This is a genomic window from Mycolicibacterium brisbanense, assembly GCF_001570425.1.
GTDB lineage: Bacteria > Actinomycetota > Actinomycetes > Mycobacteriales > Mycobacteriaceae > Mycobacterium > Mycobacterium brisbanense.
In genome coordinates, this window is the sequence record NZ_BCSX01000024.1 from 275,469 (window position 1) to 289,476 (window position 14,008).

A 14,008-nucleotide genomic window follows, 5' to 3' on the forward strand; every position below is an offset into this window, starting at 1 on the left:
GCGACCACCACCAAACCGGCGAATGCCTGGGAGATGTTCAGCGTGGCCATGGCGGGTTCGAGCGCGGCGACGAACCAGTCCGACACGAAGGCGGCCAACATACCGGCGACGGCGAGCATGCCGATCGCGAGCCAGACGGGCCAGCGCGGTTGTTCCTGCGGTTCGGCGGCGACGTCGGGCTGCAACGGAGCCTCGGTGGTGTCGCGGCGCAGCGACGCCGGCAAGGACAGCGCGAACAGGCCGAGCAGCAGCACCGAGACGACGATGGACAACGCGCCCTCGTGCTCGGCGGCGGGGGTGTGAATCCAGTAGGCCACCGACGGAATGGACAGCGCCGTCACGGAAAGCAGCATCAACACGGTGATGGTCCGCGCTCGCTCCGAGCCGAGTTGTTGGGTGCCGTGCCGAAGCCCGCCGACCAGGAACGCGAGCCCCAACACGAGCAACAGGTTGGCGAGGATGGACCCGACCAGCGCTGCGCGCACCACGTCGACCAGGCCGGCCTGCAGACTGAACAAACAGATGAACAACTCGGGCAGGTTGCCGAGCGCGGACTGCAGGACGCCGGTGGCCCCGGCGCCGAACCGGTCGCCGAGTTGGTCGACGCTGCGGCCCACCAGCGCCGCGAGCACGGCGACCGCCGCAGCGGCGACCAGGAACGCCACCACCGAATTCCAGCCACCGAAATGGGCGAGCCCGGCGCACAGGGCAAGTGCCGCCGAGAGGATCAGCAAGATCCGATCAGACCGGATCAGTACGGGACTGGCTGCGGCGGCCGACATGGGTCAACCGTAAAGGGCGATGCCATTGACGGCAGCGGATCTGGCCACAGCTAAGTCAATGGAGCGTGAATTATCATTCCGTGCTGGGATAATTCAGCGGTGCTGCAAACGATGAGCCCGCCAAGCTCGAGCTGTGCGGGCTCATCGCCTGCGGCATTACTTCTGGCCGGTGCCGCGACACGCGGAGCAGTTGACCCAGTTGCCGAAGTCGCTGTGGCCTCCTGCGCCATTGCAGCGCGGGCAGACGGCCCGTAGCCGACGAACGAGTTTGAGCATATTGAGCCCCTTCCGTTGTGGTGGATCTCCAACGGTGCCAGCTTCTTTGGTGCGGCGGAATACGACATTCGGACGACAGGAACGTCGACGACCGAGGTGTCAGGCCAGAGCGGACAACCGCCGCAACGCTTCTCGAAACGCCGGGTTGGGATTCGCGTCGGGCAGCACCTCGAGCACGTCGTGGAGTGCGTCGTCAATGTCGATACCAAGGCGCCGCGCACCGTAGAGCGCCGCCACTGTCGGTGTGCGACTGTATGCCTCCACGCAATGCACCAGAACAGTGCGCCCCTGGGCCCGAAGGTCTTCGATCGCCTGCACAGCTTCGCGCAGCACGAAGTCCAGGTGCGGATTCTCGTCGGGCTCGACGCTGTCGATCAGTCGCACTTCCACGTGCATGCCTTTGGGCACATCGCTTTCCGCGATCCGGCACAGCGACACCACCGCGTCCACCTCGGCCGGCGACCGGCGCAGCGCATTCACGCTGCCCAACAGGACATTCGGATCATGCGGGTGGGGAGTGAGGATGTCGGCGCGCGACCAGGAGTAGTCGGGATCGGTGCCCGGGCCCTTGCGTGCGATCGCCGTCGCGAGTCCGACGAGCCCGCGGCCGGTGATGCCCGGCCAGCCGTGCAGCAGGGCGCGCCACTGCAGTGGAACCGCCGAGGCTCCATATGCCGCGCCGAGCAGGCCGCCGGCAATCGCGGCGACGGTGTCCGTGTCGTTTCCGCAGCGCACCGCCGCGTCGAGCCCGCGGCGGAGATGTTCGGGGCCGGTGGCGTTGGTGGTCGCGATGGCCGACCACGCCGCTTGCAGGGCCGCGACCACCCAGCCGTTGTTGGGGAAGTCCGCCGGGCGCGACGACTCGGCCTCGTCGAGCCGCTGAGACCACACGTCGCGGCGGCCGGAGTCGATGTGGCGCAAGCCGATTCGCACGTCTATCTCCGCGGTCAACACCGCGTGGCGAATTGCGCTGCACCACAACACTGTCGCGTCGGCGGCGTCGGGATCGAAGTGGGTGAGCTCACTGACGGCTCGGGCTGCTTCGACCATGGCGGCTTCGTCGTCAAGATAGGCCAAAGCGACTGGCGCGGTTCGCATCAGTGACCCATTGCCGGCGGTGCGTCCGGTTTGTTCGTGCAGCACTGCCGACGCCGCGCGAGCCCCGGCGCCCGACAGTGCGCCATCACGAGCCGCGGCGCTGAGTACCGAGCGGGTCTGAATACCGACATCCTTCGCGCCCAAGGACCATTCGTGCCAGCGGGCGACGATCGCGTCGTGTGCGGCACCGTCGCGAAGATCGGCCCCGGCGGCCGCTACCTCGGCGATCGCGATCGCCATCGCGGTGTCGTCGGTCCACTCGCCCGGCTCCCATGGGCCGCCCCCGGCCATCTCCACCGGCAGTTCGGGGCCGCGCGCGGGCTCGAACTCGTACGGAGCGCCCAGTGCGTCTCCGGCTGCGGTCCCCAGAAGGACACCTTCGATTCGGTCATTCAGTGATGCCATCGCGGCCTCCTCGATTACATTTTGCGCATATCTGCGCTAATTGGGTTTCACTGTACGCTGAGGCACTGACATGGACAAGCGGAGCCATCGAGATAGCCACGGGAAGAGTCTTGAGGACTACCCGCGGCCGTCGGTCGCCGTCGACACGGCGCTGCTGACCATCGATCCCACGCAAGGGCTGGTGGTGCTTCAGGTGCGCCGCCCGAGCGGCCCGGGCTGGGCGCTGCCTGGCACCTTCCTGCACGAGGGCGAGACGCTCGCTGACGCCGTGAAGCGATCCCTTGCGGACAAGGCCAACGTCCAGGGCGTGCTGCCGCGCCAACTCCAGGTCTTCGATGCCCTCGACCGCGATGACCGCGGGTGGGTGCTGTCCGTTGCGCACGTCGCCGTCGTCCCGCCCGAGCGGTTGGCGACGCGCGTCGTCGACAGCACCCGATTGGTACCGGTGAACGCCCCGGGCCGACTGGTGTACGACCACGACAAGATCATCGAGCTCGCCGTCGCCGAGGTGCGCGGCCGCTACCAGGTAGGACCTGATCCCGACGGCCTGCTGGGTGGCGAATTCACCCTGCGGGATCTGCGACTGCTCCATGAGGCGGTTGCGGGAGAACCGTTGCAGCGCGACACTTTTCGGCGGGCTATGGAAGGCCAGCTGGAAGCGACCGGCAATGTGACGGCCGGCGGGCGAGGGCGCCCGGCCGAGTTGTTTCGGCGCGCGGCGAAGTGAGATCAACCACGTCCGCAGGTGGGTTTACGACGTGCCGACCTCGGCTATCCCGACCTTTCGGCGCAAAACTCCCGAGGAAAGTGGGTGAAACAAGTATGACCTTCACACCGACACGCATGACCCTATTGCTCGCGGGATCCGCAACCGCAGTGGCCGTTGCGCTTTCGCCCGGCGCCGCAGCTGACGAGCCCAACCAGTGCCAGAGCGGCGGCACTCCCGCCGATGTCGCGGGTCCGCCGACATGTGCGGTGACGCCGCCGGCCGTCACCGGAACCCCCGGGCCGATGCCGGGGCCAGGCGTCCAGAACGGACCGTACGGGCCGGCCGGTGGGCAGCCGCCCGTGGGTGGGCATTAGTCCTGCCGGACCGCGGTCAGGGTTCGACTTTCGCGAAACTCCTTCCGTACGGTCGGAACCATGAGTGTGTACAACGTGGCTTTCGAATGGACGGAAACCAATCGACATTGGCTCATCGAGGTCCCCATCCGCATCGCGGCGTACATCGCCGTCGCACTGATCGTGCGATTTTTGCTGCACCGCATGATCGATCGCGCGACCACCGGTAAATCGCGCGAGGTCCGTAGCGGGGACATGGAAGTCGAGACCAAACGACCACCGCTGGTGCGCTATCTGCGCGACCGGGCATCAGCAGCAGGAGGCAGAGCGGCCGAACGGCGTCAGCAGCGCGCCCAGACCATCGGATCTGTTCTCAAATCGACCGTGTCCATCCTGCTGCTGATCTGGGTGGTGCTGGCGTTACTCAGCACACTGGGCGTGAACATCGCGCCGTTCATCGCCTCCGCCGGCGTGGTCGGCCTCGCCATCGGCTTCGGTGCTCAGAACTTGGTGAAAGACTTCGTCACCGGCATCTTCATGCTCTTGGAGGATCAGTACGGCGTCGGCGACACCGTTGACGTTGGGGATGTGACGGGCGAGGTGCAAAGCGTCGGCCTGCGGATCACCACGCTGCGTGATATCGACGGCACCCTCTGGTACGTCCGCAACGGCGAGATCTCTCGCGTCGGGAACATGAGCCAGGATTTTGCCGTCGCGCGGGTCGAGGTGCCGGTCGCACTGACCGCTGATGTCGACCGGGCCGAGCAGGTCGCCCTCGACGCCGCGCACGAAGTCATCGCCGATCCGACGATGGCTCACAAAGTGGTCGGTGAGCCGGAAATGCTTGGTGTACAGGAGTTGTCGGCCGATCTGCTGAAGCTGCGGATGACGGTGAAGACGAAGCCCAACGCGCAGTGGGCAGTGCAACGCAGACTGCGACGGGCGGTTCTCCGCGCTTACGACGAGCACGGCATCGATCTGCCGTATCCGCAAGGGCGCATCCACGCCCTGGTCGGCGGGAAGCCGGCCGAGGAGAACTAGTTGTCGGAGGTCTCTGTCATTCTGTTCGGCTCGCGTGTGCGGGCTGTCCGAACAGAAAGATGGAGACGTTCCGATGAACACCGGCCACTGCACGCGCGTCGAGCTTTCTACGCGTGAGCGCGAGATTCTGATTGCCTGGCTGAGAACAGAAGGCAAAGCCGCTGTGGAGCGGGCGCTGTTCATCGCGCCCGGCACCGTTGCGACGTATCTGCAGCGCGGGTGCGCGCGAAGTACGAGCGAGCGGGACGGCCCGCCCCCACCAAAGCGGCCCTGGCCGCGCGGGCGATCCAGGATGGCTACATCGCGCTCGACGACTTGTAATGCTCAGGGCGGATTCGCTTTTCGCCGGACCAGCGGTACGCCGTCAACGCTCCGCCCTTGACGGCGCTGAAGTCGACGCATGCGGTGTAGTCGGTCCAGTCGTGGCGTTGCTTCGGCGGCTGCTGCCGCCAGTAGTGGCCGTAGAACACCGGGACGGTGTCGGAGTAGACGTGGGTGAGCGTGTCGGCCACCTCCAACTCCGGCAACGGCGGGTAGGGATCACCGGCCTCTGTGGTGAAATTGCCGCCCATCTCGGCGATGTCGCGCAAGGTGCGGGCCTCGCTGTTCCACCACTGCATGCGGGCGTTCTCCCGTGGGTGACCGTCCTTGTCGTGGTAGGGCGGCTGGTCGTGGTTGACCAGGCTGATCTCCGGCCCCTTCAGGAGCGTCTCGACCGCCGTGAACAACGGATGGCTCTCGTCGCTGGCGGCGGCGAGATGGTTGACGTTTGTGAAGGGTGCGCTCGAGCCGCACTGCTGCTCGACGACTGCGATCGAGTCGTCGTGCCAGCAGGCATGGACCACTCGCAGGTCACCGAGGTCGAGCCACAGTGGAATTGTTGTTAACCACTTGAGATATCGACGGCGGTCGTCGCCTGTGACCTGGTCGAGAAACGCTTGGTGCTGGTTGGTGTTCTTCTCGGTGTGCGGGCGCAAGAATGTGCCGCTGCCAGGTGGCCATTCGGTGTCGTAGGCCAGCGCGTTGAACTCGTGGTTGCCGATGACGATCATTGCGCTGCCGGCGTCGACCATGGATTTGACGATGTGCAACACCTTCAGTTGTTCGTCGCCGCGGTCGATCAGGTCGCCCACAAAGATGGCCTGGCGGTCCGGGTGGCGGTATTCGCTTGTGTTGTCCTGCTTTTGATAGCCGAGATCCAGAAGCAACACTTCGAGTTGGGCGGCGCATCCGTGGACGTCGCCGATGATGTCGTAGCCCCGCACCGTCACTTCTTGGGCTCCCTTCGTCCGAGTGATCCTGCTGACCGCTGGCATCCGAGCGTGGAGATAGCGTGGCATGCCATCGGTGCTTGACGACGGCCTCTCAACACGCACCTCGATGGTATCCGTGTGCACTGACGGGTGCGCGTGCAGCGGATTGGGCAGTGTGGTGAGAGGCAGCGTCAAAACTTTTGACGGCTTCAATGCGGTTGTGTGCACGTGGCAGACTTCCACGTGATGCACGCACAGATCCTGCGCACCGATGACTGGCCGCTCTGGCGTCATCTCCGCCTGCAGGCACTGGCAGAGTCACCCGACATGTATGGGTCGACGCTGGCTGAGTGGACGGGCTCCGGTGACACGGAAGAGCGCTGGCGCCAACGATTTTCCACCGTCCCGCTGAACATTGTCGTTCATTGTGATGGGGAACCGGCCGGGATCGTCGGCGCCTACGAGCAGCCTGGCGGTGCGGTGGAACTGATATCTATGTGGGTCAGTCCGGTTGCTCGTGGACGCGGCGTCGGCGACGCCGCTGTGCAGGCCGTGCTCGATTGGGCCGGAGATCGTGACGTGGTGCTCTCGGTCAAGGCACACAATCGGCCCGCCATCGCGCTCTACGAACGCAACGGATTCGTCGATGCCGGTCCATCGCCCGACGATGCCGGTGAGCGGTTGATGCGACGGCGCGCTGAAGCAGGGTCGTGACGGTGGCTGCTTACTGAGACTGGTACCTGATTTAGGTACCAGTAGCGGTATCGTGGAGTCGACGGTCGCAATCTGCCGCCGGAGTTTTTGTGAGACAACACAACTGATCGACTGTGGCGCTCTTAGGAGCGACTTCGTCGGCGCGGCCCGTCGCCCGATGACGCCGCACGCATGTTGCGCTCGACTACCCCTCAGCAGCCACCAACGACCCGAGCTTGATGTTCGGGTTGTCGCGCTGGAAGCCTTCGAGCCGCCACGGCGTCGAGAAGAGGACGAGCATCACGCCGTCGGTGCGGGTCAGAACTTCTGCTGACACTTGGCGATTCACGAAGTCGGCATCTTCCGGCGACACGATGCGGGCGACTTGGTAGGGCAGTGATTCGAGCGAGATGGGTGCGCTGAGTTCGGTGGCCATGCGATGGGCGGCCACCTCGAACTGCATGGGACCGACGGCGGCGAACACCGGGGCCTGCTCACCGCGCTTGTCGGAGCGCAGCACCTGCACGACGCCTTCTTGCTCCAATTGTTCGATGCCCCTGCGGAATTGCTTGTGCTTGCTGGGGTCGGTGCCGCGGGCCACCGCGAAATGCTCGGGGGAGAAGCTGGGGATCGGCGGAAACACCACGGGCACATCGCGATACAGCGTGTCGCCTGGACGGAGCGCCGCGGCGTTGGCGAGCCCGATCACGTCACCGGGCCACGCATCGTCGAGCGTCGAGCGCTGTTGGCCGAACACCGACTGCGCGTACTTGGTGACGAACGGCTTGCCGGTGGCGGCGTGGGTCAGCACGTCGCCGCGTTCGAACGTGCCGGAAACCACCCGCGCGTAGGCGATGCGGTCGCGGTGCGCGGAATCCATACCGGCCTGCACCTTGAACACGAAGGCGCTGAACGGCGTGTTGGGTGCGCGCCGAACACCGTCGACGTCGAGCGCGCCGCTGGGAGCGGGCGCGAGTTCGACGAGAACATCGAGCAGCTGGTTGACGCCGAAGTTCAGCGCCGCCGACGTGAACAGAACGGGGGACGACTCACCGCCGAGGAACGTCTCGCGGTCGTAGTCGGATCCGTCGGCCGACAGCAGCTCGGATTCCTCGACTGCCGTGTCCCAGTCGACCCCTGCGGCGTCATGGGCCGCGTCGGCGGGGATGTGCTCCTCAGGTGCGATCGTGGCGCCGCCCGCGGTACGGGTGAAGCGGATGAAGTGCCCTTTGCGACGGTCCATCACACCCTGGAAATCCCCGGCGATACCGACCGGCCACGTCAGGGGTGTGGTGCGCAGCCCGATGCGTTCGTGGATCTCGTCCATCAGTTCCAGGGCGTGCCGCCCGGGCCGGTCCCACTTGTTGACCACCGTGATGATCGGGATACCGCGGTGCTTACACACCTGGAACAGCTTGAGCGTCTGCGGCTCAAGGCCTTTGGCGGCGTCGATGAGCATCACCGCGCAGTCCACCGCGGTCAGCACCCGGTAGGTGTCCTCGGAGAAGTCGGCGTGGCCGGGGGTGTCGAGCAGGTTGATGACGCAGTCGCGGTAGGGGAATTGCAGCGCGGTCGACGTGATCGAGATACCGCGGGCCTTCTCCATCTCCATCCAGTCCGACACCGTGGAGCGCCGGCCGGCCTTGCCGTGGATCGCGCCGGCCTCGGTGATGGCGCGCGCGTGCAGGGCCAGTGCTTCGGTCAGCGTGGACTTACCGGCGTCGGGGTGGCTGATGACGGCGAAGGTTCGGCGGCGGGCCGCTTCCGCGGAGACGCGGTCGCCTTTCGGCGGTTCGGTGGCGGTCGGGGTGTCGAGGGCGTTGTCGGTCATCTCGTCAGCGATGGTATGGCCGACCTGCGATAAATCAGTAATCGAGTTGAGCCGGTCACGCCTCGCGGTGGCTCCACGCCCGTAGTAGGTCGGCGACGGCGTGAATGTCCGACTCGACGCCGGTGGCCACCCGGATGACGAAGTCGAACCGGTCGTCTTCGGGTGCGGTGATCCATTGCCCGTTGATCGCCAAGAACGTCAGGCAGGCCGTCCAGGACAGGCGCTTGTTCCCGTCGATCAGCGCGTAGTTGCGCGCGAGAGAGTGCAGGAGCGCGGCCGCCTTGAGGTGCAGATCCGGATAGGCGTCCTCGCCGAACACCGAGGCGGACGGCCGAGCCAGGGCCGACTCGAGCAGCCCGTAATCGCGAACTTTTACGTCGGCTCCGACGGCCCGGCGGGCAATCTCCAGGAGATCTTCGAGATCCAGGTACTCGGTCACGCGTCCTTGAGGCGCTCCAGCACCCCGGCCTCCTGGGCGATCACACGCTGCAACACCGTGTCGACCTGGGTCTTGTGTGCGCGACGAGCGATGTATTCGTCGATGGCCGACAGTGCGACGGCTTGCATGGACCGACCTTCCGCGGCCGCTTGGCGGCGCAGCGCTTCGGTTTGCTCATCGGTGGTTCGCAGAGTCATGCCCACCTGCTCGATGATACCGAAGTGATACCACTGTTGAGCAGTCAGTACTCGTCGGCGACGGCCTGCGCGACCAATCGGATCCGGTTCATCTCCGGCGACAGATCGACGATGCTCACCACGGGTTGCAGCGTCTTGTCGGCAACGTGGAACTCGTCGCCGACCACGACCTCGAAGACCCCGCTCTGAATGTCGCCGACGAAACGATGACCGCCGACCGCGGGCTGCTCGCCGTCGTACGCGAGCTGGGCCGGATCTCGATAGTCGAACGACGTGGTCAGCTCGGCGCCGTCGACGCTGAACGTGCAGGTGCTGACCGCGGAGTCGGGCACGTTCCAGTCGATGCGGTGCGCGGGCTGCAGTCGTTTGATCGCGGCGCACGGGTCCGCGCCGGTGAGCACAGTGGTCGGAAAATCGGACTGCCCCCGCTGCGGCCGTTCGGCGAACTGGCGGATCGCGGTGCGGATCAGCTCTTCGCCGATCGGGCAGGCATCGACCGCAGGGGGTGCTGTCACTGTGGCCGTGATCGCGGTGGCGTCGGGGTACCGGGCGACGAAGTTGCAGCTCCAGCTCACCACCTGGTCTTTCGGTGGAGCGTTCGGTGCGTCGAGCGAAGAGACCGAGCTGACGTCGACCCCGTCGATCGTGCGATGTTTGACCCAACTGTCTTCTTTGGCAGGCGTCGCCGGACCGACATTGAGGCCCAGCGATACGTCGATCTTGTCGCCGGGTTCGCCGATCCGGGCGTCGCAAGCCAGAACCGAGGTCGGCCCCAGCACCGTCAAGGCCCGACCGGCCACGGACTGTTCGCCGCCGTATAGGGCACATGTGTCGACAGCACGGACGCTGCGCAGTACATCCTCACGGTCGGTGCTGACCGCATGCGTGGGCGACGCTGCCGGGGTCGCGGACTCACCTGTGCATGCGGCCGTCAGCAACACCGATGCCAGGACCGCAACCTGAATTCCCATTCGCACGGTCGAAGCCTATGGCCAGTTTCGGCACCGCCGGCGCGCCAAAATGTGCTCTCGCCGGCGCTGCCAGATTCGGTGGTAGCAGCGGCGATAGCGCGTTTCGCGGACGCTCCACTCGGTGTCGCGTCGCGCCCATACCTCACGCACGCAACGACCACATCACGACGCGCGCGCTAGCCGTGCCCGTCGCGCCACACGCGCCGTGGCCCGGTTAGGATTAGCGCACCCGATCGGCGCTCGATCGATACGGCCCTCGCCGGAAAACACATTGGAGTGACGTTGACGTCTGTTCGCCGTGCCTGCCTTGCGGTCGCGTTTGCTGTGCTCGCCGTGCTCGGCGGTGTGGTCGTCACCGCCTTGCCGGACTGCAGTGAGCATTGCCAGACGCTGGCCGCCGCCCCTCAAGGTGCGCCCCAGGCGTCACCCACCGAACCGGCCAAGCTCACGATCACCCCGAAGCCCAACGCCGAGGTCGATCCGCTGGCGCGCATCCTCGTGACCGCCGAGACCGGGACGATCGACAGCGTCACCATGGTCAACGACGGCGGCAAGCAGATCCCCGGCATCCTCACGCCGGACGCCAAGACGTGGAAGCCGACGACGACGCTCGGGTTCGGCCGCACCTACACGATGACGGTCTCGGCCAAGGGCCCCGGCGGCATGCCGACCCGGCAGGTCACCACGTTCAGCACCCTCACCCCGAGCAACCAGGCCCAGGTGTACCTGGACGGCACCTCGGGCGCCATGCTGCAGGACGGCGCGAAGTACGGCGTCGGCATGGTGATCGTCGCGCGCTTCGACGAGCCGATCACCGACAAGGCCAGCGCCGAACGCCGTCTCAAGGTCACCACGAACCCGCCCGTCTTCGGCGCCTGGAACTGGATCGACGATCAGACCGCACACTGGCGGCCCGAGAAGTACTACACGCCGGGCACCCAGGTCACCGTCAACGCCGACATCTACGGCGCCAAACTGGGCGACGGTCTCTACGGGGCCGAGGACGAGAAGGTGTCGTTCACCATCGGCGACTCGCACATCTCGATCGCCGACGACAACACCAAACAGGTCAGCGTCTTCGAGAACGGCAAGCTGGTCCGCACCATGCCGACCTCGATGGGCATGGGTGGTACCGAAACCATCGGCGACACCACGCTGAGCTTCTGGACGCCGCGCGGCATCTACACCGTGATGGACAAGGCCAACCCGGTGATCATGGATTCCTCGACGTTCGGCCTGCCCGTCAACAGCCGGCTTGGCTACAAAGAGACCATCCCGTACGCCACCCGGATCAGCACCGATGGCATCTACCTGCATCAGCTCAACGCGACGGTGTGGGCGCAGGGCAACACCAACACCAGCCACGGCTGCCTGAACCTCAACAGCGAGAACGCCAAGTGGTTCTTCGACTTCGCTGTGCCCGGTGACATCGTCGAGGTCCGCAACACCGGCGGCGAACCGCTGACCCTCAAACACAACGGCGACTGGAGCGTGCCGTGGGGCCAGTGGATCCAGGGAAGCGCGCTGCGCTGATCGGATCCACGGTCGTGCGGTGGGGGATTCTGCTGGCGGTCGTGCTTGGTGCCGGGGTCCTCGCGCCACCGGCCGCCGCGGCGCCGCCCGGCTTCCCCGACCTGGGCGCGTTCTCCGCGGCGGACCCGTCGCAGCACGTGCAGCGCTCCAAGTTCGACACGATCGGGTTCACGACGCCGGCGCTGACCTGCAGCTGGGACTACATCGACGATCCCGACCGGCACGTCCCGGTGCAGTGCCACGGGCAACTTCCCGGGCTTCCCGGCGCACCGGGCATGCGCTGCGGCTCGGTCTACGAGCCCGCCCGCTCGTCGGCCGACACCTATGTCTCCACGCTGTATGTGTTCACCCGCAGCGGTGAGGCGACGTGCGCGCCGCCGGACGGGTTTCCGCGCTTGGCCGTCGGCCAGAAGCTCACCGCGACCAACAACACGTGTGCGGTCACCGATGACGGCGTCGCGTGCATCGACCCGATCGTGAACCACGGGTTCGTGCTGCGGCCCGCCGGCAGTTGGGTGTTCTAGCCGTGCGCAGGGCAGTGGTCGTCGCGCTCGCGGTGGCGCTCGCCGTCGTGGTGACGATCGTCGCGGTGGTGCTGTGGACCCGGCACGGCGACGACGAGGCCGCGCCGACGCCACAGCTGATCGGGTTCTCGCTGGACCGTCAACCGGTCGATCGCTGGCGGATCACGAGCGCCGACATCGGGCTGCCCGACGACGTCTCCATCGGCAAGCCGTTCGGCAGCAGCGGCGACCGTGCGTACTTCGTCGCCGAGTGCGGCTCCCGGTGTGGCGGAGGATTCGTCTACGGGATCGACCTGCGAACCGGTGCTCGGCTCTTCACACCGGTCTTGCTCGACAGACCTGACGACCACACCTGTCGGCTCAACGGCCCGTCGGCAGCGATCTGTCTCACCGGCACACACGTCTGGGTCGTCGACCTCGAGCACGGATCCGTGCCCCACAGCGGTGACACCGACCTGCAGCAGGACGGCGTCACCGGGCCGAACGTAAGGCCCGTCGGTAACCCGCGCGGCGAGACCCGGCTCGTGGCGACCGTCCCGGGTAAAGGTGTCTACGGGCTGGGCGCGAAGGCCGAGTTGACGTGGTTCGTCCCCGGCAGTGGTCAGTTGGTGCTGTCGCCGCCGACGGTCACCGACACCGCACCGCTGACATTGGCCACGCAGATCCCGACACCGGACGATCCGCACTACCGCGTGTTCTCCGTCATCGATGGCACCGAGAAGACGCCAACGCCGCCTAACGGCACGACGCTGCGCCGGGCCGTCGTCTACCCCGGCGGGTTCGCCTATCAATACGAGGCCGGCGATACCGCGGGCGTGCTCCTCTACAACACCGCGGGCAGGCTGCTGGCCCAGCATCAACTCCAGGGCTACAACCTGCTCGACAACGTTGCCGTCCCGATCGTGCTCGACCAGCCCGTGTTCCGGGTCTACTCGTCCGACGGACAGCAACGCCTCGAACTACCCGCGGCCGACGCTCTGTACCAGGCACCGCAATTCCGGACGGTGGGCCACGATCTCTACATCGAGTCCGGCCCGGCCTGGCAGCAGTGGAGCCTCGAAACCGGGCAGGCCGGCGCGAGCTGCCCGCTCGACTTCACGCATTTCGTGGGTTCGGACGGGCGCATCGTCCTCAGCGAGGAGTATCACGGCTACACGCGGGACGTCGTTGCCATCGACACCGCGAATTGCCAAGAGCGTTGGCGCATCACCCAGGACGGCCGTGAGGACGTCGTCGAACAGGTGGGCACGTCGCTCATCCACCGCACGGCCCACGAACTGGCCGCGCTGCGCGATCCGTCGTGATCAGGCCGTCAGCTCCCTGAGTTCATCGAACGACGACGCGATGACGGCGGCCAGTCCGGCTGCGGAGTCGTCGGTGATCCACCGCGAAAACGCGACCTTGAACACCGCCACCCCGGTTTCGGCGGCCAGCCGGGCCGCCGCATCGCCGACGCCGCGGCGCCGCAACGCGTCGGCCGTCTCGGCAGTCATCGTGGCGAGCTTGATGAGTTCGCGTTCCTGAAGCCCTGGGTGGGCATCGATGATGGCCTGGCGGCGCCGGGCATGGTCGACCCGGCCTTCGAACACGGGCCCGAGCGCGGCGAGCGCCGTGGCGATGACTTCGAGTGGGCGCGCATCGTCGGGGGCCTCGGCGATGGCGGTGACGAGGAGCTCGGTCAGCAGGGCCTGCCCGCCGAACAGCACCTCGCGCTTGTCGGCGAAGTAGCGGAAGAACGTGCGCTCGGTCAGCCCTGCCCGCTCGGCGATCTCGGCGACGGTCGTCTGGTCGAATCCACGTTCGGTATAGAGCTGCAGCGCGGCTTCTTGCAGGCGATCGTGCGCGTTGGGCTCCCACCGGCTCATAGCTTCCGATTTTAGGGAATGTCAGTGACTGTCATCGT

The 14,008-nt window shown here is 66.4% G+C and carries 14 protein-coding genes and 2 pseudogenes; 8 read left to right on the forward strand and 8 right to left on the reverse strand.

The annotated features are described in order from the left end of the window. Window positions 1-14 precede the first annotated feature (14 nt). Together RMCB_RS36545 and RMCB_RS14040 are read right to left on the reverse strand one after the other, a co-directional pair. Window positions 15-782, reverse strand: a pseudogene (locus RMCB_RS36545) (sodium:proton exchanger); the annotation flags it as partial. Between the two features lie 375 nt (window positions 783-1,157). Next, window positions 1,158-2,561: an ADP-ribosylglycohydrolase family protein gene (locus RMCB_RS14040; protein WP_062829246.1), complete on the reverse strand. Its 1,404-nt coding sequence runs from the start codon at window positions 2,559-2,561 to the stop codon at window positions 1,158-1,160. Between the two features lie 70 nt (window positions 2,562-2,631). Here RMCB_RS14040 and RMCB_RS14045 point away from each other — a divergent pair, with 70 nt between their 5' ends. The 4 genes and pseudogenes from RMCB_RS14045 to RMCB_RS36550 form a co-directional block, all read left to right on the forward strand. Then, complete coding sequence (locus RMCB_RS14045) at window positions 2,632-3,288, forward strand: NUDIX hydrolase (RefSeq protein WP_062829247.1); 657 nt, start codon at window positions 2,632-2,634, stop codon at window positions 3,286-3,288. A gap of 116 nt (window positions 3,289-3,404) precedes the next feature. Further along, window positions 3,405-3,644 (forward strand): hypothetical protein, encoded by a 240-nt coding sequence (locus RMCB_RS35830; protein WP_131805525.1) that lies wholly within the window; start codon window positions 3,405-3,407, stop codon window positions 3,642-3,644. A gap of 60 nt (window positions 3,645-3,704) precedes the next feature. After that, window positions 3,705-4,664, forward strand: coding sequence for a mechanosensitive ion channel family protein (locus RMCB_RS14050; protein ID WP_062829248.1), 960 nt, complete (start codon window positions 3,705-3,707; stop codon window positions 4,662-4,664). Between the two features lie 94 nt (window positions 4,665-4,758). Next, window positions 4,759-4,985 (forward strand): annotated as a pseudogene (locus RMCB_RS36550) (LuxR C-terminal-related transcriptional regulator); the annotation flags it as partial. Here RMCB_RS36550 and RMCB_RS14060 read toward each other — a convergent pair. After that, a complete protein-coding gene (locus RMCB_RS14060) occupies window positions 4,961-5,980 on the reverse strand; it encodes a metallophosphoesterase (protein ID WP_062829249.1) in 1,020 nt (339 codons plus the stop codon). The pseudogene RMCB_RS36550 and the gene RMCB_RS14060 overlap by 25 nt on opposite strands. A gap of 183 nt (window positions 5,981-6,163) precedes the next feature. Here RMCB_RS14060 and RMCB_RS14065 point away from each other — a divergent pair, with 183 nt between their 5' ends. Then, window positions 6,164-6,631: a GNAT family N-acetyltransferase gene (locus RMCB_RS14065; RefSeq protein ID WP_109784305.1), complete on the forward strand. Its 468-nt coding sequence runs from the start codon at window positions 6,164-6,166 to the stop codon at window positions 6,629-6,631. Window positions 6,632-6,815: 184 nt separating this feature from the next. On the opposite strand, the gene RMCB_RS14070 is transcribed toward RMCB_RS14065, so the two are convergent. From RMCB_RS14070 to RMCB_RS14085, 4 genes are read right to left on the reverse strand one after another with little or no spacing between them, the layout of a single operon-like run. After that, a complete protein-coding gene (locus tag RMCB_RS14070; protein WP_062829250.1) occupies window positions 6,816-8,441 on the reverse strand; it encodes a peptide chain release factor 3 in 1,626 nt (541 codons plus the stop codon). A 55-nt stretch (window positions 8,442-8,496) separates the two neighbouring features. Beyond that, window positions 8,497-8,880, reverse strand: a complete 384-nt coding sequence (locus tag RMCB_RS14075) for a type II toxin-antitoxin system death-on-curing family toxin (RefSeq protein WP_062829251.1) — start codon at window positions 8,878-8,880, stop codon at window positions 8,497-8,499. Then, entirely contained in the window at window positions 8,877-9,083 is a 207-nt protein-coding gene (locus tag RMCB_RS14080; RefSeq protein WP_062829252.1) for a hypothetical protein, read from the reverse strand. Before RMCB_RS14080 ends, RMCB_RS14075 begins: the two co-directional genes overlap by 4 nt. A gap of 38 nt (window positions 9,084-9,121) precedes the next feature. Continuing rightward, window positions 9,122-10,054, reverse strand: a complete 933-nt coding sequence (locus RMCB_RS14085; RefSeq protein ID WP_131805526.1) for a hypothetical protein — start codon at window positions 10,052-10,054, stop codon at window positions 9,122-9,124. Window positions 10,055-10,324: 270 nt separating this feature from the next. Between RMCB_RS14085 and RMCB_RS14090 the strand changes: the two genes are divergently transcribed. The 3 genes from RMCB_RS14090 to RMCB_RS14100 are packed head-to-tail and all read left to right on the forward strand — an operon-like array spanning window position 10,325 to window position 13,409. After that, complete coding sequence (locus tag RMCB_RS14090; RefSeq protein WP_029368163.1) at window positions 10,325-11,581, forward strand: L,D-transpeptidase; 1,257 nt, start codon at window positions 10,325-10,327, stop codon at window positions 11,579-11,581. Continuing rightward, entirely contained in the window at window positions 11,554-12,105 is a 552-nt protein-coding gene (locus tag RMCB_RS14095) for a hypothetical protein (RefSeq protein ID WP_062829254.1), read from the forward strand. The genes RMCB_RS14090 and RMCB_RS14095 overlap by 28 nt, the downstream gene beginning before the upstream one ends. 2 nt (window positions 12,106-12,107) lie before the next feature. Further along, window positions 12,108-13,409, forward strand: a complete 1,302-nt coding sequence (locus RMCB_RS14100; protein ID WP_131805527.1) for a 9-bladed beta-propeller domain-containing protein — start codon at window positions 12,108-12,110, stop codon at window positions 13,407-13,409. Here the strand turns inward: RMCB_RS14100 and RMCB_RS14105 are convergent, their stop codons facing one another. Then, the gene (locus tag RMCB_RS14105; protein ID WP_062829256.1) at window positions 13,410-13,970 is read right to left on the reverse strand and encodes a TetR family transcriptional regulator; all 561 of its coding nucleotides are present in this window, start codon (window positions 13,968-13,970) and stop codon (window positions 13,410-13,412) included. Window positions 13,971-14,008: the final 38 nt, after the last annotated feature.